We start from the raw sequence: 19,521 nt of genomic DNA, 5'->3' as shown, positions 1-19,521 counted from the left end.
TTCGAACTCGCCATCGCCGTCGCTATCGCCACCTACGGCGCCACCTCCGGCCAAGCCCTGGCCGGAGTCGTCGGCCCGCTCATCGAGGTCCCCGTGCTCGTGGCGCTGGTCTATGTGTCCCTCGCCCTGCGGAAACGATTCCAGCCAACCCAGCGCACCGGCGCCGCGACAACCGATGAGGTGACACCGCGTTGAGCACCACCCCGTCCGTGCTGTTCGTCTGTGTGAAGAACGGTGGCAAATCGCAAATGGCGGCCGGGCTGATGCGAGCCGTCGCCGGTGATCGCGTCGAGATCCATTCCGCCGGGACCGCACCCGGCACCACCATCAACGCACTCTCCGCCGAAACGCTGCGCGAAGTCGGTGTCGACATCAGCGCCGAGATCCCGAAACCCGTCGATCCGGACCTACTGCGTTCGGTTGACCTGGTCGTCACGCTCGGGTGGGAAGCACACATCGACCCGGTCGACGGGGTGCGGCTCGTCAACTGGGACACCGACGAGCCCTCCCAACGCGGCATCGACGGCATCGAACGTATGCGCTTGGTCCGCGACGACATCGCCGCCCGCGTCAACAACCTGCTCACCGAACTCACCACACCCGCCGAGCAACGGACCACATCATGAGCGACAGCCCACTCGCGCCCACCCACACCCGCCACGACCTGACCATCGATCAGCAGCTCGCCCTGAAAACCGCCGCCACGCACCTGCAGCGCGAGTTCGACGGCACCTTCGGCGTCGAGACCATCGAACGGTTCCTGCACTCCTCCTACGACCAGTTCGCCGGACGCGCGACCGTCATCAACTACCTGCCGCTGCTGGCCGAACGCTTCGCCCGCCAACGCCTGCACGCCCTGGCCCGCGTCGAAGGCAAAGCCCACACCGGCACTCCCACAGTGCTGTTCCTGTGCACCCACAACGCCGGACGCTCCCAAATGGCCCTCGGGTTCTTCACCCACCTCGCCGGTGACCGCGCGGTGGCCTGGTCCGGCGGCAGCGAACCCGGCGACGAGATCAACCCCGCCGCCATCGCCGCGATGGCCGAGGTCGGCATCGACATCACCGCCGAGTTCCCCAAACCGTGGACCGAGGAAATCATCCAAGCCGCCGACGTCGTCATCACTATGGGCTGCGGCGACGCCTGCCCGTTCTACCCCGGACGCCGCTACGAGGAATGGGACCTCGACGACCCCGCCGACCTCGACATCACCGCCATCCGACCCATCCGGGACGAGATCGAAACCCGCGTCCGGCTCCTGCTTACCGAACTCGACCTCCCCGCCAACTGAAAGGCATTGCCCCACATGAGCACCCAGCCCAGCGTGTTGTTCGTCTGCGTCCACAACGCCGGACGCTCCCAGATGGCCGCCGGATTCCTCACCCACCTCGCCGGCGACTCGATCGAAGTCCGCTCCGCCGGGAGCGCCCCTGCCGAGACGATCAACCCGTCCGCAGTGGAGGCGATGGCCGAACTCGGTATCGACATCTCCGACCAGACCCCGAAGATCCTCACCTACGACGCGGTAGAAACCTCCGACGTCGTGATCACAATGGGGTGCGGCGACACCTGCCCGGCCTTCCCGGGCGTCAGCTACCGGGACTGGGTCCTGGAAGACCCCGCAGGCAAGGGAGTCGAGTCCGTGCGGCCGATCCGCGACGAGATCAAGACCCGCGTCGAAGCCCTCGTCGCCGAGCTGCTGCCGACGCGCGCCTGACAAAGCCCCGCACACGGTCAACCTAATCGAGCCTCGCGCCACGACAACCAGGGCGCGAGGCTCGAACTGACGGCGACACCAAACTGGCCGCCGACGAAGTGATCGCATCGATCACGCGCGCCAGCGAGCTCGACGGATCAGCCCACGCTATTTCGACATCGCAGGCGCACTCACCTGCGCAGACGGAGCAGCGCCCGTGCGAGGCGTAGCTGGCCGCTAGGCCGTGTTTCTTGGGTGAGGGGCACGAGCGTCAGGCCACCACCATCGATCCGGCACCGTAACAGCCCAGCGCGAGCGCGACCGCCGTCGCCGAACCACCGAGCAGATCACGCACGTAGACAACGGTATCCACGTGATCGGCTGTTGGTGCCCGGGTAGCGAAATTGGCGGCCCCGCCGGTGGGCCCGGAACCGGAGAAGTCCCAGCACACAAGCATGTCCACGGAATCGCAGGCCCATCGTGACGATGACGCTGACGTCAGGTGATTCGGGCGAGCGTAGTGTCGGCCGACAAGTCGTTCGTCACACTGACTCGGTTCGTATGCGGCCGCTCAGCGAGATCTCAACCGAATCTCGCTTGTCGGTGCGCAGCGAATATGCGGATGTCGGCCAGCGGATTACGGAGATGATGGGCGTTGTGTGGCATGCCATCGCAGGACGTCGAGGAGAGCTTCAGCCTGCTGCCGTGCTAACTGCTCGCTGTCTCGGTCTTTGGCAATCAGTATCTCGCAGACCGCTTCGAGTGGCGGACGCCGCTGTCGGGATTCGTTGGAGGCGTTCGGATCGGGTGGCGCTGTGTTCTCGGTCATTCTCATGTTGTGCCACCGATCTACGCTGCCGTCTGACAAATCGGACCTCCGGCGTGTCGCCGGATTCCGTCGGCGTGTCGTTAGCTGTCAGCTAACCCCCCTAGGGCGCCAACCTGCGACCCGTCACCTGGGGTTTTCCTCGCTCTCTAGCATCTCGATCTCGTCCAAACGGCCCTGACCTGCGCAAATGATGCGCAGGTTGGCGCCCCCGGCAGGACACACAAAACATGGGCAACCGGAAAACGCCTGGTCATCGCGGATTCCTACCCGATCTAGCGATGCTGTCCGGCCGCGACCTATTCTATCGCGCTCCCATCTACGTTGTGCCTGCGGGTGAGGCACAACGAAGATGCAGTCACGCGTGACCCGGGATAGGTTCGGGGCTGCTGCAGGTGTAGGTGACAATCGAGATGGCTTGCCGGGAGGCGGGCCTGAGAGGATGTCACAGTGCCCAAGCCGTATCCGAAAGAGTTCCGCGACGACGTGGTCAGGGTCGCCCGCAACCGCGACGACGGGGTGACCCTCGACCAGATCGCGGCCGATTTCGGCGTCCATCCGATGACGTTGTCGAAGTGGATGCGCCAAGCCGACGTCGACGACGGGAACAAGCCGGGAACCACTCGCAGCGAGTCCGCCGAATTGCGTGATGCCCGCCGCCGGATCCGGTTGCTGGAGCAGGAGAACGAGGTCCTGCGGCGCGCGGCTGCCTATTTGTCCCAGGCTCAGATACCGGGAAAAGGCTCTACCCGCTCGTGAAAGAGCTTGCCGCCGACGGGATCCCCGTGGCGGTGACGTGCCGGGTGCTGCAGCTCGCTCGCCAGCCCTACTATCGGTGGCTGGCCGATCCGGTGACCGCCGCCGAGGTCGCCGAGGCGTATCGAGCCAATGCGTTGTTCGATGCGCACCGCGACGACCCCGAATTCGGCTACCGGTTTCTCGCCGACGAGGCCCACGAAGCCGGTGAGACGATGGCCGAGCGGACCGCGTGGCGGATCTGCTCGAGCAATCGGTGGTGGAGCGCGTTCGGCAAGTCCCGGCGCGGCAAGAACGCCAAACCAGGGCCGCCTGTCCACGATGATCTGGTGCAGCGGAACTTCCGCAGCGACGCACCAAATCGTTTGTGGCTCAGCGACATCACCGAACATCGCACCGGTGAAGGCAAGCTGTATTTGTGTGCGGTCAAAGACGTGTTCTCCAACCGGATCATCGGCTATTCGATCGATTCACGAATGAAGTCCCGGCTGGCGGTGACCGCGGTGAACAATGCTGTCGCCCGGCGAGGTGATGTGGCCGGTTGCATTCTGCACACCGATCGCGGATCTCAGTTCAGGTCAAGGAGATTCGTGCACACGCTCAACCGTCACCGTATGGTCGGATCGATGGGGCGCGTCGGCGCGGCCGGCGACAACGCCGCCATGGAAAGCTTCTTCAGCCTGCTGCAACGCAACGTGTTGGACCGGCAGCGCTGGGGAAACCCACGATCAGCTCCGGATCGCCATCGTCACCTGGATCGAACGCACCTATCACCGTCGGCGCCGACAAGCTCGGCTCGGCCGGTTGACCCCGATCGAATTCGAAACCATCATGTCCCCAGCAGCCCGACAGGCTGCTTAACCACTGTCACCCGATCTTGCAGCAGCCCCGTTCGCGTGAATCGGCGTCCCGCATCTGCAACTTCCGACGGGTTGCCAGCTCAAACGGGAGTGCGCGCGGGCAGCCTTCGTCGGAGCGTCGTGTCGAGGTGTAGACCGGCGTTGGTGATGGTGGTCGCGGTGGCGCGCTATTGCGCATCGCGTGTACTCCGTCTCGTGGTCACCTCGCTACGCACTCCGCGTCGTGTCATTCTTGTCGGCCGAACCTCCAGTGGTGAGCCGGTGATTCTGCGCCCTCCGCGACTGTCCGACGCGTCTACCTGGCGCGCGATCCGAATCGCCGACCGTTCGGCGATCGAGCCGTTCTGGCTGACCGACGAGCGGAGCTGGGAATCGCGCCACCGCGAGCGGGTGTGGATTCACGAGTGGCTATGGTCGAGAGCGGAGGCGAAGGCCGACCGTATCGTGCGCACGGTCATCGAGGTCGGTGGCCGATTCGCGGGACAATGCGACCTGTGGATACAGCCTCACGACAAGCGTGGCGAACTCAGTATCTGGGTCGACTCTCGACTGTCCGGGCGCGGCATCGGTGCGGCGGCGGGGCGTCTGATCGTCGGGTATGCCTTCGATGAACTGGATCTCGCGCGCGTCACTGCGCCGATAGATGTGGACAATGTCAACTCGAGTCGATTGGTTCGCCGGATCGGGTTGGTGCGTGAAGGCACGATGGTCAGCTATCTCAGCGTCGGTGGTAGGCGCCGCGATCACGATCTCTGGGCTGTCTCCGCTCAGTCTTGGGAGCGGTATCCGTCGGCCGAGTTGTGAGACCGGGCAGTCCAGTTTTCGGCGTCTAATACGTAGAGACATAGTAGGTGCATCTTGCGTGCTGCCGGTCCGCGAGCCGTCGGCACGTCGGGCCGGGAGAGCGGCGATGGGGCATCGTTTCGGGGAACTGGGGAGCGGTTGTGATGGACCGTGCCTGGTCGGCCGACGACACCATCACGGTCCGGCAGGTGTACGGCGACTTGCTTCGTGACCGAGAGATCGCCTACACGACCGTCATGACGACGGTGCAGGTTGTCCACCGTCATGACGACGGTGGACAACCTGCACCGCAAAGGATGGCTCGAGCGGACGCGACTCGGCTTAGTCAGCTAGCACCGCGTCCGGACTCAGGTCCAGGCGGCGGAGCAGTTGGGCATTGACCGCGACGACGACGGTAGAGGCCGACATCAGCAGGGCACCGACTTCCATCGGAAGTGTGATGCCCCAGTGCGAGAGCACGCCCGCGGCCAGGGGCACGGCGATGATGTTGTATCCGGCTGCCCAGACCAGGTTCTGGATCATCTTGCGGTAGGTGGCGTGCGACAGTTTGATCACCGATAAGACAGCGCGGGGGTCGTCGGAGGCCAGCACGACACCGGCGGAAGCGATAGCGACGTCGGTGCCGGCGCCGATGGCGATGCCGACGTCGGCACGGGCGAGGGCGGGGGCGTCGTTGACGCCGTCGCCGACCATCGCCACGGTGTGCCCGGCGTCTTGGAGGGCTTGGACTTTGGCGCCTTTGTCCTGGGGCAGGACTCCGGCGAAGACTTCGTCGATGCCGAGTTGGGCAGCGACAGTGCGGGCGACGGGCTCGGCATCGCCGGTGATCATGGCCACGTGGATGCCGCGAGCGTGCAGGGCCTTGATGGTCTGGGCGGATTCGGGGCGGATCTCGTCGGCCAGAGCTAGTGCCCCGATGAGCTTCCCGTCGCGCAGGACGTGCAGCACGGTCGATCCCTGCGCGGACCACTCGGCCGCAGCGGGTGCTGGGTCGAGGTTGTGCTGGTCGAGCATCGCGGGCCCACCGACGCTGATCTTTGTGCCGTTGATTGTGGCGGTGACTCCGACACCGTTCTGGGCGGTGAAATCTGTCGCGGTGGGAATGCTGATGCCGCGTTCGGTAGCAGTGTTGACGATGGCGCGACCCAAGGGGTGTTCGCTGTCGGACTCTGCGGCTGCGGCCAAGGCCAGGACTTCGTCGTCACCGATGCCGGGTTGGGTCGAGGTGGTGGCGACGACGGCGGGTTCGCCGCGGGTGAGGGTGCCGGTCTTGTCGAACAGGATCGCATCGACGGTGCGCATTCTTTCGAGAGCGCGGCGATCGGTGATCAGCACACCGGCTTTGGCAGCTCGTTCGGTCGCGATCGAGACCACAAGCGGGATCGCCAGTCCCAGGGCGTGGGGGCAGGCGATGACGAGCACGGTGATGGTGCGGGTGACCGCGGATTCGGGCTGCCCGAGCAGCAGCCAGGTGATCGCGGTGATGACCGCTGCGCCGGAAGCGAACCAGAACAACCATGCCGCGGCGCGGTCGGCCAGCACCTGGGCGCGTGAGGTCGAGTTCTGCGCTTCGGCGACCAGGCGCTGGATTCCGGCCAGCGCGGTGTCGGAACCGACTGCGGTGATCCGGACCCGTAGAGCGGAGTCGGTGGTGACGGTTCCGGCGACAACCCGGTCGCCGGGGCCACGGTGGACCGGGCGGGATTCGCCGGTGATCATGGATTCGTCGACGTCGGCGCTGCCGGTCTCGACGCTGCCGTCGGCAGGGACTCGTCCGCCCGGGCGGACGACGACCAGGTCGCCGGTGCGCAGGTCAGTGACCGGCACGGTGGCGGTGGTGCCGTCCTCTCCGAGACGTTCGGCTTCGTCGGGCAGCAACGCGGCCAGCGATTCCAGCGCGCTGGAGGCTTGGCCGAGCGAACGCATCTCGATCCAATGGCCCAGCAGCATGATCACAATGAGCAGTGCCAGTTCCCACCAGAAGTCGAGCTCGTGGGCCAGCAGGCCCAGTGTCGAGCCCCAGGAGGCGGCGAAGGCCACGGTGATCGCCAGCGCGATCAGCAGCATCATCCCTGGCTGACGGGAACGGATCTCGCTGACCGCCCCTGTCAGGAAGGGCCGTCCGCCCCAGAAGAACATCACGGTGCCCAGCGCAGGGGACACCCACTGCAACCCGGTGGGCACGGTGTAGCCGATGAGGTCGGCGAACATCATGTCCGCGGCGACGACCGGCACGGCCAGGGCGAGCATCACCCAGAACAGGCGCCGGAACATCGCGACGTGATCGCCGTGGCCCGCGTGCCCGCCGTGGCCTGTGTGCCCGGCGTGATCGTCGTGGGTGCCGTGGTCGGGTGCAGGCGCACCGTGATCGTGGCCGGAGGTGGCGGTGTGCTCGTGATGTTCGGGTCTCGGGTGCGAGGCCTCGTTGTGGTCAGGGCCACGGCTTCCGCCGTGTTCGTGAGTGTGGGCGGTCGCTGGGTCGGCGTCGGAGCGTAGGTGATCGCTGGACATGCGCTGACGTTCCTTTGGGTCGACGGCAGGGGCGCAGCCGCGGCCGAACTCGCCGCGACCAGGGCGAACGGGATGGCTCAGCTTTTGGATCGGTTGGATTTTCCGCGGCGGAGCAGGGCGCGCAAGGCCTCGGATTCATCCTCGCTGATCTGGTCGACGAAATGCGCCAGCACGAGATCGGAGCGCGTGCCTTCGAGGGCATCACGCATGAGCTGTGCGCTGTATTCCTCGCGGGTGAGGGTGGGCCAGTACAGGTATGCCTTGCCATGGCGTTCGCGGTCGAGCCAGCCCTTGCGGTGCAGGTTGTCCATGGTGGACATCACCGTGGTGTAGGCGATCTCGCGTTCGAGCAGCAAACTTTCGTAGACGTCACGGACGGTGAGGTCGTCTTCGGCCGCCCACACGCGCTCCATCACGACGGCTTCGAGATCGCCGAATCGGTGTGCCACGACCAACCTCCTGACAGGAACCTTAAATCTACGTAGCAATATCGTAGGTTGTTCGGTGATGTTCTGTCACTTCGACCTGGTCGAAGTGCAGATGAGGGTCGATCGCCATCGTGGGATCGACCCTCATCTGACCAGGCCTGTGTTACCAGCTGCCGGTGCGCGGAAGCGGGAATCCGGGCCGGTAGTTGTTGAGCAGCGGGGCCTGATGGTTGCGGTGGTTGCCGTGGCGACTGCCCGGGTGGTGGTCACGGTGGCGGTTGTCGTGTGCGGCGGAGACCTCGGTGGCCGATGCGGTGGTGCCGGCGTCGGCGAGCGCCGGAGAGGCGAGCGTGGCAGTGGCGGCGACGGTGAAGATCGCAAGGCCGACGCTAGTGGCGATCCGGCGCGTGCTCTGCGGTGAGGATTTGGTGTTCATAGTGGCCTATCTCGTAGAACTACTATCTACGTACGCAGATAGTAGTTTGCTTGTCACGTCGCCCTGGTGGAATTTCGTGGGTCGGCCGACTGGCGACTCGACGGCCGACCCACGTGACCCGTTGGGGGTCACATTTGACAGCACGAGGCCATCATCGAGCACATCCAGTCGCACAACATCTTCATCGGGTTCATCGGTCGGTCACCTCCTTTCGCATCGGTGGCGGGCATCAGGTATCGGTGGGCGGTACGCGCACTGACGCGCGGTGGAAACCGCGGCATGGGGCAGCGGCACTCGGCCTGGGGTTATTGCTCGTAGGAGACGACGGCCATCATCCCGGCTTCACCGTGGTAGACGTTGTGGCAGTGCAGCATCCACTGGCCGGGGTTGTCGGTGTCGAAGTCGACTTCGACGGTCTGGTTGGGCACCACGATCAAGGTGTCCTTGCGTGGCCCGGCCCCGGAGCCGGTGACGACCTGGAAGGTGTGGCCGTGCAGGTGCATCGGGTGCCACATCATCGTCTTGTTGTTGAACCGCAGCCGGACCCGTTGCCCGGCAGTCACATCCAGCGGGGCATGGTCGGGGAAGGCTTTGCCGTTGATCGTCCAGATGTATTTGTTCACGTCGGCTTCCAGGACCACATCGAGGATCTGATCAGGTTTGCGGTCGGGCAGCCGGACGGCCTCGGCCGCGCTCAGCCTGTCCGCTGACAGCGGGATCGCGGCCAGTTCGGTGGGGCGAGCATCCGGCGGTGGTGGAGTGCCGGATCCGGTTCGGATGAGCGCGAAGCCCTGACCGGTCTTGCCTTCGGCGGAGGCGACCAGCGGGAACACCCCGTCGCCGAGTTCGACCACGGCGTCGTAGCGTTCGCCCATCCCGATGAGGATGTTGGCGGTCGACACCGGATCCACGGGGAAGCCGTCGGTGTGGGTGACCCGTAGCTGGTGACCACCGAGGGCGACGCGGAAGGCGGTGTCGGAGGCAGCGTTGATGATGCGCAGCCGCATCCGCTGTCCCGGGCGGCCCTGCAGGACCACGGGGTCGGTGCCCAGGCGCCCGTTGATCAGGTAGTAGGGGTATTGCACGTCGCCGGTGTCGGTGCCCAACGGCATCGCCGGGTCACTGGGTGCCGACATCGGCGCCGAGCCGCTCATCGACATTCCGCCGTGGTCCATGCCGCCGGATTGCCCTCCCATGTCCATTCCGGCCATGCCCTGCTCACGCAGCCTCGCCAGCTCCTTGTCCGGGTCGCGGCCGTCGACACCGTCGAGCCAGTCGTCGAGCACGATGACGGCTTCGGTGTCGTAGTCGGATCCCTCGTCAGGGTCCTCGATGATCAGCGGGGCGTAGAGGCCGCGGTCGAGCTGGACACCGACGTGCGGGTGGAAGAAGTAGGTGCCCGCATCGGGAACGGTGAATTCGTAGCGGAAGTTCGCGCCCGCGGCGATCGGGTCCTGGGTGATCTCGGGAACGCCGTCCATGTCGTTGCGCAAGGCGATGCCGTGCCAATGCACCGTCGTCGGCGCGGGCAAAGCATTACTCAGTTCGGCACGCAGCACCTCCCCGCGGCGCAACCGGATCTCACGCCCGGGCAGGGAGCCGTCGTAGGTCCAGGTCTGGACCTGGACCCCGCCGAGATCGACCGTGCTCGGCGCGGGACGCAGCGATACCTCGCGCACCGCCGCGGTGGCCGATCGCCGGGTGTCCTCGGCGGATCGGACCGCTTCGGAATCGGGGCCGACCGGAGAACGCTGAGGCGAGGTGGAATTCCCGCATGCCGCCAGCAGTGCGGCTGTGCCCGCACCGGCGCTCAGCGCCAGAAAGTTGCGCCGGGTTCTGAGCATGCCGAGGTTGGGTGGTGACGACATGGGCGTCTCCTTCGTCGTGTCGATACCGGTGATCGACTGGCCGGTGAATGACTGGGTTTGTGCAGGTGAAGAGGATTTCTCGTCGCATGCTAGGGCGCTCGTGTGTGGGGAGAGGCACGTGAGCGGGCGTGTTGGTTGTTCACCTCGTTGCCGCGCGAGTGAAACGAATTCGTCCTACGATCACGGCCAGGCTGTCGCGCGCGTCTCGTCGCCGAGATCTGCGCGGCCCGCTCGGTGCGGGTAAGCCGGAAGGTGAGGAGGTTCGGGTGGCAGGCGGCGGGTTCGGCGAGCTGGAAACGGTGGTCATGGACACGGTGTGGTCGGCCGGCGAGCCGGTCAGTGTTCGCCAGGTGCGCGAGGTGATCGCCGGCGGGCGTGAGATCGCCTACACCACGGTGATGACCACCATGGACAACCTTCACCGCAAGGGCTGGCTCGACCGTGAACGCCATGGTAGGGCCTACCTCTACTGGCCCACTCTGACTCGCGAGCAGTACAGCGCCGGACTGATGCGCGCCGCGCTCGATGCGGGCGGCCGCGCTGAAGACGTGCTGGCCCGGTTCATCGAAAGGATGACCCCCGCGCAATCGCAGCGGTTGCGTGAGGCGCTGCGGCAGCGGCCGCGAGGGATCGATCACCCCGACTCCAGCGGCTAGCGGGGTCCGGAGCACACGCGAGGTGTGCAGTGGCCGCCGTCGTCGGACGGGTCGTGGCGACCGGCGTCGGCGCGATCGTGTCCGTGCCCGCGTGGACCACCATCGGTGCTGTGGCCGTTGTCGACGCGAGAGTTGCCATGCCAGGCGGTGCCCCGGCCGTCATCGGCGCCCGCGGGTCGGCCGCTGGTCCCCGAGGCCGACGGTGCCGCGGTCGCGGGAACAGCGACCAGAAAGGTCGCAGCCGCGGCGATCGATGTGGCAGCCAGCAGGCGGGCGGGAAGGCGATGTCGCTGGGGTCGGGCGGTGGTGGTCATGATGGTCCCTTTCATCGTTGCCGGTGCGGTTTACCGCCGGCGGGCGGCGGGTTAGCCGCATTCGGACGAACAAACGGTGCTCGTCACGTGCTCGTCACCGGGGCATGTCACGGATGTGACTCGCGCAAGGTCTTGTGGTCCGACACGCCGAGGCGTGCGCCTGATCACACAACACAAACTATTTACGTACCGAGATAGTAGATTGATCGCTGTGGTTGTCAACCAACCCTCCGCTTGCGGATAGGGTAGGAACCGCCAAAAGTATTGGTGCCCAGCGTGATCGAGTTCGGGAGGTGGAGTTTGCGCAGCAAGGCAGCGTGGGGGCTCTCCGCGCCGGTCTACGACACGAAGACGGGCACACGATCCCATCGCGACGCTGTGGATGTGGCGGCGGCGCCATTGCGTTCGCCGTTATGTGTTCGTTATTGTCGCGGCATCGTGAATTCTCTCGGTCGGATGCGCAGGGGTAGCTGGTTGGCAGTTCTGCTGCTGGCCGCCCTGGTGATCGTTCCTGCCGCCGATTGCCTGCTCTTCAATGATCAGACCGGCTCACGTGTCCATCACGCGCTCACCGCTGCCGCGCCCGTCAGCGCGACTGACCACGACCACGCCGATTTCGACGCCGCGACCGGCCACGACCACGCCCTCCCTACCGTCGACGCGACCCAGCTGTGCATCGCGCACGCCGGGCACTGCCCGGACAAGGCGCTGCCGCCGGGCATCGTGTCGCTGACGCTGGCCGCTCTGGTGCTCGCCGCTTTCACCGCGGTCTGGACGCCGGCGTCGACACCGGACTCCCGCGCTGGTGGTATTCGTGGGCCGCCTACTGCGCCGCGTTCGCCTGATGGGCGCACTGTACTGACTCTGTTCTGTATTTCCCGACGCTGATCGGTCAGCGCCAGGCCGATCCGTCGTGTCCGGCCGGTGCTCGCTGCCCATCGTCGTGGCGTACCGCGAAAGCGGTCGCCTGTGCAGAGAAGAGACAGCAACCGTGAACAACACCTCGACCTTCCCCACCCTCGAACTCGCCCACACCCGTCGCATGCTGGGCGCCCCAGATGCCATCGATGCACCCCGCGGTCTGGTCGGCAACACCCCGGTGCTGCGGATCGGAGAACCTCTGGCCGGCGCCGATCGCGGGTTCTGGGCCAAGCTGGAAGGGTTCAACCCTGGCGGGATGAAGGACCGTCCCGCGCTGCACATGGTGCAGAAGGCGCGCGAACGCGGCGATCTGGCGCCTGGCGCGCGCATCGTCGAATCGACCAGCGGCACGCTGGGCCTGGGGTTGGCGCTGGCCGGGATGGTGTACCAGCACCCGGTGACCGTGGTCACCGACCCGGGGCTGGAACCGATCGTCGCCCAGATGCTGGCCGCCTACGGCGCCACGGTCGACCTGGTCACCGAACCGCACCCGGTCGGTGGCTGGCAGCAGGCGCGGCGCGACCGGGTCGCCGAGCTGCTGGCTGCCGAGGACGACGCCTGGTGCCCGGATCAGTACAGCAATCCCGACAACGTCGAGGGCTACGAATCCCTGGCTTTGGAGCTGATCGAGCAGCTGGGCACCGTCGATGTCCTGGTGTGCGCGGTCGGCACCGGCGGACACTCGGCCGGAGTCGCGCGCGTGCTGCGCCGCTACAACCCGGAGATGAAACTGGTCGGCGTCGACACGATCTCCTCGACGATCTTCGGCCAACCGGCCGGGCCGCGGCTGATGCGCGGCCTGGGTTCGAGCATCTACCCCGCCAACGTCGACTACGCGGCCTTCGACGAAGTCCACTGGGTCGCCCCGGCGGAATCGGTGTGGGCGTGCCGCACACTGGCAGCGACACACCACGCCACCGGCGGGTGGAGCGTGGGCGCGGTCGCGCTGGTCGCCGGATGGGCCGCCCGCGTCGCCGCGCCGTCGACCCGAATCGCCGCGGTGTTCCCCGACGGGCCACACCGCTACTTCGACACCATCTACAACGACGCCTACTGCGCCGAGCACGGGCTCCTCGACACCACCCCGCCGATCGCGCCCGAAGCGATCAGCCACCCCGGTGAACGGGTCGTGCAGCGCTGGACCCGCTGCACCACGGTGGTCTCGCCGACGGCAATGGCAGAAGGAGAACTCGCCTCGTGACCGTGGTCACCAAATTCGCCAGTTTCGACCGGCCCGCGCAGCTGTTGATGATCAACCAGTTCGGCATCAACCTCGGCTTCTACATGCTGATGCCGTACCTGGCCGGATACCTGGCCGGCCCACTGGGGCTCGCGGCGTGGGCGGTCGGACTGGTCCTGGGTGTACGCAACTTTTCCCAGCAGGGCATGTTCCTCATCGGCGGCACCCTGGCTGATCGGCTCGGCTACAAACCGTTGATCGTGGCCGGATGCTTGCTGCGTACCGGCGGCTTCGCGCTGCTGGTCTTCGCCGAATCCCTGCCCGCGGTGTTGATCGCTTCCGCGGCGACCGGCTTCGCGGGCGCGTTGTTCAATCCGGCCGTGCGCGCCTATCTGGCCGCTGACACCGGCGAGCGCCGCGTCGAGGCGTTCGCGGTCTTCAACATGTTCTATCAAGCGGGCATCCTCGCCGGACCGCTGGTCGGGCTGGCGTTGATGGCGGTCGACTTCCGCGTCACCGCCGGGGTCGCGGCGGCGGTGTTCGCCGCGTTGACCATCGCTCAGCTGTTCGCCCTGCCCGCCCGCCGCGGTGAAGCCCCGGCCGAGAAGACCTCGGTGCTCGACGACTGGCGCCGGGTCATGTCCAACCGGCGGTTCCTGGCGTTCTCGGTAGCGATGATCGGCTCGTATGTCTTGTCGTTCCAGGTGTATCTGGCCTTGCCATTGCAAGCGGAATTCATCGCCGGGGCACGCTCGCAAACCCTGGTCTCGGCCTTGTTCGTGGTTTCCGGCGTCGTCGCTGTCGCCGGTCAGCTGCGCATCACCGCGTGGTTGCGTGCCCGCTGGGGGCCGGGCAAGAGCCTGGTCGCCGGCATGGCCGTGCTCGCTGCGGCGTTCATCCCCTTGATCATCGTGCCCACCACGGGGCTTTTCGGCACCGTGGCCGCGGTGACCGCGCTGCTGGTCACCACCACGCTGCTGGCGATCGGCACGGCGGCGGTGTTCCCGTTCGAGATGGACACCGTGGTCTCGCTGTCGGGAAACAAGCTGGTCGCCACCCACTACGGCTTCTACAACACCGTCGTCGGTGTCGGCATCCTGGTCGGCAACCTGGCCACCGGTACCCTCGTCGGCGCCGCGCGCGACGCCGGACTGGACTGGGTCGTCTGGGCGGGCTTGACCGCGATCGGCGTCATCGCCGCCTACGCCTTGGCCCGGCTGGAACGATCCGACCGCACCGCGACCGCGCCCGAGCAGCACGTCACCGGACGTCATCGTCTGCCCAGCGGACGCCACCGGCTCACCGAACCCGCCTTTGCGGGCTCGGATCCGGTGACCACCCCATTGCGCCGCCGATCCGGGCGCGGCATCGAACCGGTGAATCGGCTCGGTACGGCGACCAAGCCCCGACCGGCGGCAGAATCCGACCAGCGCACCTACCGCCGCCAGCCCCTACCGCCGCGGCCGCGGACAGCCGTCGGTGAAGACCGACACGGTCCCGGGCCTCGTCTCCCGAACGGCGCGCCGCGCCCGTGGCCGGGTTCGGAGCCCGAGCGACGCGGACACCGCCGGGTCCAACCACCGGCGCCCCGCACACACTCCTCTGCCGAGGACCGGCGCTCGCGTTATCCCGCCGCCGGACCGGAAACCAGGCGGTGAGGCCCGCCTGGTTCCACAGCCAGGCCGGTGATGTCGTCGAGCGCCGGGGCCCTCCCATCGGGTCCCGGCCTCTGATCGTTGCTCACCACCTACTCAAGGAAATATGACATGACCACAGTTCTGCGGCGCCTGGCCGTCACCTTCGGCGCCGCTGCGGCCGCCACCGTGCTCGCCGGCGGTATCGCCTCGGCGCACCTGGGTGTCGAAGCCCCCGGCGCCAAGCAAAACACCTCCGCGGTATTGACCTTCCGCATCTCCAACGAATCCGAGCAGGCCTCGACCACCGCGTTGACGGTCGAGCTGCCCGGCCTCAAAACCGCGCGCACCGAACCGCTGCCCGGATGGACCGCCACGGTGAACCGGGATGCGGCCAAGATGGCAACCTCGGTCACCTGGACAGCGGATCCAGGGGCCGGTGTCGGCCCAGGCCAGTTCCAGCGTTTCGATCTCTACGCCGGGCCGCTGCCCACCCAGGACTCCGTCGCCTTCCGCGCCGTTCAGACCTACAGCGACGGCAAGGTCGTCACCTGGGACCAGCCCAGCACCGAGGGCGCACCCGAACCGGAATTCCCGCTGCCGGTCCTGGCTCTGGCACCCGCTCCCGCCGGCGACGGACACGGACACTCCCACGCCGCCGCCCCGGCAGCCCAGGACGAGCACGATGCCGAGACCGGCACTGATTCGGCGACGCGCTGGATGGCTGCGGGCGGGCTGGGACTGGGCGTGATCGCCGCGGCCGTCGCGGTGGCCGCACTGGCACGCACCCGCCGTACCACTCGATAGTCACTGAGCGGCCAGTGGGTGCAGATGCAGAAAACAGCCGCGCTAGCACTCACTGGCCTGGACAAGGCCACGCACGGCACTGTTCGGGGACGTGGCAGCATTCGCCGAGAATCGGGCAGCACGCTGTCGCCTTTGCGATGCCGCCATGCCTTCGCCCAGGGCGCCGCCGCGCTCACCAAGGCAAGTGGAACCCGGAGTGCCGGGCTGTGAAGTCTCAGCCTGAGTTGAGGCCGCTGGCGTCGAGGGCGGCAAACGAACACGACCGTAGTGATCGCGGGCGGGCTGCGCGTCCTACTGGATCGCTTAGTAGGATCACCGCGTGATCTTCGCGCCGATGACTGCACGACGAGCCGCGCTGCTGCGGCTTGCGGTGGCGCTGTCGGCGTTCGTCGCGATCGCCCTCGTGCACGGGGCGCAGTGCCAGACCGGCATGCCGATGACGATGGCGCACTCGGCCGCCATGGTCGGTGGTGTGGCGGGTCAGTGTGGTGGTGCGCAGGTTGGTGATGCCGGAATCCACGAGCATGATCACGGCCCTGATTCCGGGGTGGGCGTCCAGGCTGCCGATACGCCGTTGACGGTGGCCGACGATGCCGTGCCTGCCCCGCCGGTGGGTCTGGTGATGGCGTGTTTGGCGGCATTCCTGGCGATGCTGGCGACACTCGCCTTTCCGCGGCGCGACGTCGTTGCCACTGTGCTTCGCCGAGCCCCGGATGTCGCGATGATACGGGTGCGGGCGGTCCTGCCGCGTGCACCGACCTTGGCCGAACTCTGCGTGTTGCGGACATAGGAGCGGGCGCCCGGGATGTGTCCGATGTTGTGACCGTCTCGGGTCTCGCGCCGCCGACTCTGTCGTCGGCGCGAACTGTCATGCCGTTGTCTTTCCTTTCCTCGCAGGAGTCTTTCGTGAATCTTTTTCCTGTTCTGGTGACCGGCTTGTTCGCCGGCGGTGTGTCGTGTGCTGCCGTGCAAGGCGGTCTGCTCACCGGTCTGATCACCCGTCAGCGCGCCGCCGCAGCGGCGGGTGTCGGCGCTGCATCGGCCTCCAACAGTGCCGCTGGGACAACGACGGGCCAGCCGCGTTGGGGCCAACGGGTCGTCGATGATCTCGCCCCGGTCGGCGGGTTCCTTGCCGGGAAATTGTTGTCGCACACCGTGCTCGGCGCGGTCCTGGGTGCCGTCGGAGGTGCCGTGCAGTTGTCGACCGGTGCCAGGACCTGGCTGCAGATCGGGGCAGGGCTGTTGATCATCGTCTTCGGTCTCGCGCAGCTGGGCGTGCCGGGGTTCCGAGGCATCGTGGTCGAACCACCCGCGTCCTGGATGCGGGTACTGCGCAAGCGGGCACGTTCGCAGGCCGCGCTTGCTCCGGCGGTGCTAGGTGTCTCGACGGTCCTGATCCCGTGCGGGGTGACGCTGTCGGTGGAGGCGCTGGCCTTGGCCTCGGGCTCGCCGTGGTGGGGTGCGGCGATCATGGCGGTCTTCGTGCTCGGTACCAGCCCGCTGTTCGCGATCCTCGGATACGCCGCCCGGGTCGCGGCCACGGTGTGGCGGGGCAGACTGGCCCTGGCCACCGGTGTCGTGGTGCTCGCGATGGGCTTCTACACACTCAACGGAGGCCTCAAGCTCGCCGGTTCGCCGCTAGCGGCCAGCCGGATCACCGAGTCGATCGGATTCGAACCCCCAGCAGCAGACGCCTCGGCCGCTGTCGTCGCCGACGGTGTGCAGACCCTGACAATCACCGCCAAGACCGGCTCCTACGGTCCCAAGAATATCGAAGCCGTCGCGGGCATCCCGACCACGCTCGTCGTCAAGACCAACCGAACACAAGGATGTGTTCGGTCGATGGTTGTTCCGAGTCTCGGCATCACCGCGACGCTGCCGACCAGCGGCGAAACCCGCATCGACCTGGGCACTTTGCAGCCCGGCCGCTTGGACTACACCTGCGGTATGGGCATGTACTCGGGCATGATCACCATCCTCTGAAGGGGCAACTCCGCATGACCACCCACATTTTCCGGATCGAGGGCATGCACTGCGGCAGCTGCGCACTGCTCATCGACGACACCCTCGAAGACCTGCCCGGCGTGGCCGGCACGCAGACTTCGATGAAGAAGGGCCGCAGTACCGTGGAGCTCGATGTCGCGGTCACCACCGTCGAGGACGTGATCGCCGCGATCACCGAGTTGGGCTACACCGCGGTGGTCACTCGATAGTTACGGGACCGGCCAGGGTTGGGTCAGCAGGTCGGCGTTGACCTGCTGGCGCACCCACAACCCCAGCACCGCGACCACGGCGACGATCCGCAATACGCGGCGTAGTCCTGGACGCAGCGCGATCTGTAACCAGTGGCCGGTGAGCACTCCGATCGCGCCGCGCGCCAGGGCAAGGAGGGCGACGGCGGCGAGGACAAGGACGCCGGGATTGTAGCGAAGAGACTCCGACACTTCGCCGGTCAGCAGCAGGTAGGTGGCCCGGGTTCCGCCGCAGAAAGGGTCCATGAGCCCGAGGAAATGCGTCGGTCCGTGCAGATCTACCGATGGGACACCGACAACCCGTAGCGCCGCGGCGCCGCCGAGGAATACGAGAGCGGACAGCGTCAGCCACTGCAACCGGTCACCACCGGGCCAGCGGGCGGCGTCGGGGACCAAGGACCGACCTGCCATCATCGACTCCTTCACCTTCCTGGATACAAGACGTAGTTCACAAGACGCCGAACAACCGCCAGCGCGATCGCCGGACGCAAGCCGAGCTTGCCCCGCGACCGGCGGGCCCTTGCCGGGTTCAGGTGCCCAGCGCGCAGACACCGATCCCACCTGCCGCGGCCAGGGTCGCGATCATCGGTCCCAGGACGACCGCGGCGATAGCGGCCGAGGCGGCGACACGATTGATCCGGGTGGGTGCCGGGGGATCCGCGAGGCGGCGAACCCGATCGACCAGCCCCACTTCAGTGGCCGCGACCGGGGCCATGCCGTGATTGTCGGCCAAGGTCACCAGCGCCTCGCAGACAGTAATGGGTCCGTAGATGTCGGCGGCGGCGTCGTCGGCGATCATCTCGGTCAGGCGCGCCACCTGCGCGGCGCCGGTGGCGAACAACTCGATGCGGGGGAACACCGAGGCGAGTGCTCGGGTGAAGGCGAGTAGCAGGTGGTGGCGTCCACGCAGGTGGGCGCGTTCGTGGGCCATGACCGCGGCCAGCTGTTCCTCGTCGAGGGTGGCGACGATGCCCTGGGTCAACACGATGGTGTTCGGGTTGCCTGCCACCGAATAGGCCGCCGGTTCGGGATGATCGAGCACCACCGCGTCGTGGCGGTCATGACGGCGACCGACCATCCGTGCCGCCTGCGCATGCTGATGAGTCACCGATCGAGCCCGGACCAGCGAACGGCACAGCCGCCACGCCGCGACGAAAGCCGCGAGTGCCGCCAGCCCTGTCAGCGTCCACAGGCCGATCTGGACAGCGATTCCGTACGAGCCGGCCGCGGCGTCGTGCAGTTGCCTGAAACAACGTCCGAGATCCAGATGTTGATCGGCGAGCAGATCGCGGACGACATCGACGCCGAGGAAGGCAACCGCGACGGCCCAGGACAGCAGGACCGAGACGATAGCGCTGAGCCAGGCTACCAGGCCCAAGCGGGGATGTTGCCCGTCGCCGGCCGTGCGCAGCAACAGTGGCGGCGCCAGCACCGCCACGACCACGGTGTAGGCCAGTAGGCACAGTGCCACACTCATGAGAGCGCCCGCGGCGTATCTGTATCGACGACCACGACCGTACGCACGAACATCGATGGCACCGATTGGCTCCTCTGCCGGGTCGAGATACGGGC

General features: G+C 66.9%; 18 protein-coding genes and 2 pseudogenes. 14 read left to right on the top strand and 6 right to left on the bottom strand.

Going from position 1 to position 19,521, the window contains the following annotated elements; all coding sequences use genetic code 11:
* The 6 genes and pseudogenes from DFR74_RS33800 to DFR74_RS33775 form a co-directional block, all read left to right on the top strand.
* A partial coding sequence (locus DFR74_RS33800) for an arsenic resistance protein (RefSeq protein WP_411720540.1) occupies positions 1-195 on the top strand: 195 nt, incomplete at its 5' end.
* Positions 192-626: an arsenate-mycothiol transferase ArsC gene (locus tag DFR74_RS33795; RefSeq protein WP_082392786.1), complete on the top strand. Its 435-nt coding sequence runs from the start codon at positions 192-194 to the stop codon at positions 624-626. The genes DFR74_RS33800 and DFR74_RS33795, both read left to right, overlap by 4 nt.
* Positions 623-1,291 carry an arsenate reductase ArsC gene (locus tag DFR74_RS33790; RefSeq protein WP_054811693.1) on the top strand — a complete coding sequence of 223 codons (669 nt, stop codon included), beginning with the start codon at positions 623-625 and terminating at the stop codon, positions 1,289-1,291. The genes DFR74_RS33795 and DFR74_RS33790 overlap by 4 nt, the downstream gene beginning before the upstream one ends.
* A gap of 15 nt (positions 1,292-1,306) precedes the next feature.
* Complete coding sequence (locus DFR74_RS33785) at positions 1,307-1,717, top strand: arsenate reductase ArsC (protein ID WP_054811692.1); 411 nt, start codon at positions 1,307-1,309, stop codon at positions 1,715-1,717.
* Between the two features lie 1,255 nt (positions 1,718-2,972).
* A pseudogene (locus tag DFR74_RS33780) lies at positions 2,973-4,139 on the top strand (IS3 family transposase).
* A gap of 146 nt (positions 4,140-4,285) precedes the next feature.
* Positions 4,286-4,942, top strand: coding sequence for a GNAT family N-acetyltransferase (locus DFR74_RS33775; protein WP_054811690.1), 657 nt, complete (start codon positions 4,286-4,288; stop codon positions 4,940-4,942).
* Positions 4,943-5,263: 321 nt separating this feature from the next.
* Here the strand turns inward: DFR74_RS33775 and DFR74_RS33765 are convergent, their stop codons facing one another.
* The 4 genes from DFR74_RS33765 to DFR74_RS33745 all read right to left on the bottom strand — a co-directional run bounded on the left by DFR74_RS33765 (position 5,264) and on the right by DFR74_RS33745 (position 10,185).
* Positions 5,264-7,453 (bottom strand): heavy metal translocating P-type ATPase, encoded by a 2,190-nt coding sequence (locus DFR74_RS33765; protein WP_371391982.1) that lies wholly within the window; start codon positions 7,451-7,453, stop codon positions 5,264-5,266.
* A gap of 77 nt (positions 7,454-7,530) precedes the next feature.
* Positions 7,531-7,902: a BlaI/MecI/CopY family transcriptional regulator gene (locus DFR74_RS33755; protein ID WP_169812125.1), complete on the bottom strand. Its 372-nt coding sequence runs from the start codon at positions 7,900-7,902 to the stop codon at positions 7,531-7,533.
* Positions 7,903-8,044: 142 nt separating this feature from the next.
* A complete protein-coding gene (locus tag DFR74_RS33750; protein WP_054811689.1) occupies positions 8,045-8,317 on the bottom strand; it encodes a hypothetical protein in 273 nt (90 codons plus the stop codon).
* Between the two features lie 305 nt (positions 8,318-8,622).
* Positions 8,623-10,185, bottom strand: coding sequence for a multicopper oxidase family protein (locus DFR74_RS33745; protein ID WP_054811688.1), 1,563 nt, complete (start codon positions 10,183-10,185; stop codon positions 8,623-8,625).
* Between the two features lie 266 nt (positions 10,186-10,451).
* On the opposite strand from DFR74_RS33745, the gene DFR74_RS33740 reads away from it, so the two are divergent.
* From DFR74_RS33740 to DFR74_RS33705, 8 genes and pseudogenes are all read left to right on the top strand, one after another.
* Complete coding sequence (locus DFR74_RS33740; protein ID WP_082392784.1) at positions 10,452-10,841, top strand: BlaI/MecI/CopY family transcriptional regulator; 390 nt, start codon at positions 10,452-10,454, stop codon at positions 10,839-10,841.
* A gap of 788 nt (positions 10,842-11,629) precedes the next feature.
* On the top strand, positions 11,630-12,043 hold the full coding sequence (lpqS, locus tag DFR74_RS33735) for a putative copper homeostasis (lipo)protein LpqS (protein ID WP_054811686.1): 414 nt from the start codon (positions 11,630-11,632) through the stop codon (positions 12,041-12,043).
* A gap of 154 nt (positions 12,044-12,197) precedes the next feature.
* On the top strand, positions 12,198-13,277 hold the full coding sequence (locus tag DFR74_RS33730) for a PLP-dependent cysteine synthase family protein (RefSeq protein ID WP_054811724.1): 1,080 nt from the start codon (positions 12,198-12,200) through the stop codon (positions 13,275-13,277).
* Positions 13,274-14,524: pseudogene (locus DFR74_RS33725) on the top strand (MFS transporter); the annotation flags it as partial. The gene DFR74_RS33730 and the pseudogene DFR74_RS33725, both read left to right, overlap by 4 nt.
* A gap of 498 nt (positions 14,525-15,022) precedes the next feature.
* Complete coding sequence (locus tag DFR74_RS33720; protein WP_054811684.1) at positions 15,023-15,697, top strand: YcnI family copper-binding membrane protein; 675 nt, start codon at positions 15,023-15,025, stop codon at positions 15,695-15,697.
* A gap of 319 nt (positions 15,698-16,016) precedes the next feature.
* Positions 16,017-16,487 (top strand): hypothetical protein, encoded by a 471-nt coding sequence (locus tag DFR74_RS33715; protein ID WP_054811683.1) that lies wholly within the window; start codon positions 16,017-16,019, stop codon positions 16,485-16,487.
* Between the two features lie 137 nt (positions 16,488-16,624).
* Positions 16,625-17,680, top strand: a complete 1,056-nt coding sequence (locus DFR74_RS33710) for an urease accessory protein UreH domain-containing protein (protein WP_084538108.1) — start codon at positions 16,625-16,627, stop codon at positions 17,678-17,680.
* Between the two features lie 14 nt (positions 17,681-17,694).
* Complete coding sequence (locus DFR74_RS33705) at positions 17,695-17,910, top strand: heavy-metal-associated domain-containing protein (protein ID WP_054811682.1); 216 nt, start codon at positions 17,695-17,697, stop codon at positions 17,908-17,910.
* Here DFR74_RS33705 and DFR74_RS33700 read toward each other — a convergent pair whose 3' ends face one another.
* Together DFR74_RS33700 and DFR74_RS33695 are read right to left on the bottom strand one after the other, a co-directional pair.
* Positions 17,911-18,360 carry a DUF2752 domain-containing protein gene (locus tag DFR74_RS33700; protein ID WP_082392792.1) on the bottom strand — a complete coding sequence of 150 codons (450 nt, stop codon included), beginning with the start codon at positions 18,358-18,360 and terminating at the stop codon, positions 17,911-17,913. It lies immediately after the preceding gene.
* Between the two features lie 118 nt (positions 18,361-18,478).
* Entirely contained in the window at positions 18,479-19,426 is a 948-nt protein-coding gene (locus DFR74_RS33695; RefSeq protein ID WP_054811680.1) for a M56 family metallopeptidase, read from the bottom strand.
* Between the last annotated feature and the right edge of the window lie 95 nt (positions 19,427-19,521).

The organism is Nocardia puris, assembly GCF_003315035.1.
In the GTDB taxonomy this organism is placed as follows: domain Bacteria; phylum Actinomycetota; class Actinomycetes; order Mycobacteriales; family Mycobacteriaceae; genus Nocardia; species Nocardia puris.
This window is presented reverse-complemented; position numbering and strand designations above follow the sequence as displayed.

Excerpts from the sequence above, each read along its gene's own strand:
- DFR74_RS33790 (WP_054811693.1), top strand. The coding sequence starts at position 623 with ATGAGCGACAGCCCACTCGCGCCCACCCACACCCGCCACGACCTGACC.
- DFR74_RS33785 (WP_054811692.1), top strand. The coding sequence starts at position 1,307 with ATGAGCACCCAGCCCAGCGTGTTGTTCGTCTGCGTCCACAACGCCGGA.
- DFR74_RS33775 (WP_054811690.1), top strand. The coding sequence starts at position 4,286 with ATGGTGGTCGCGGTGGCGCGCTATTGCGCATCGCGTGTACTCCGTCTC.
- DFR74_RS33765 (WP_371391982.1), bottom strand. The coding sequence starts at position 7,453 with ATGTCCAGCGATCACCTACGCTCCGACGCCGACCCAGCGACCGCCCAC.
- DFR74_RS33750 (WP_054811689.1), bottom strand. The coding sequence starts at position 8,317 with ATGAACACCAAATCCTCACCGCAGAGCACGCGCCGGATCGCCACTAGC.
- DFR74_RS33745 (WP_054811688.1), bottom strand. The coding sequence starts at position 10,185 with ATGTCGTCACCACCCAACCTCGGCATGCTCAGAACCCGGCGCAACTTT.
- DFR74_RS33730 (WP_054811724.1), top strand. The coding sequence starts at position 12,198 with ATGCTGGGCGCCCCAGATGCCATCGATGCACCCCGCGGTCTGGTCGGC.
- DFR74_RS33720 (WP_054811684.1), top strand. The coding sequence starts at position 15,023 with ATGACCACAGTTCTGCGGCGCCTGGCCGTCACCTTCGGCGCCGCTGCG.
- DFR74_RS33705 (WP_054811682.1), top strand. The coding sequence starts at position 17,695 with ATGACCACCCACATTTTCCGGATCGAGGGCATGCACTGCGGCAGCTGC.
- DFR74_RS33700 (WP_082392792.1), bottom strand. The coding sequence starts at position 18,360 with ATGGCAGGTCGGTCCTTGGTCCCCGACGCCGCCCGCTGGCCCGGTGGT.
- DFR74_RS33695 (WP_054811680.1), bottom strand. The coding sequence starts at position 19,426 with ATGAGTGTGGCACTGTGCCTACTGGCCTACACCGTGGTCGTGGCGGTG.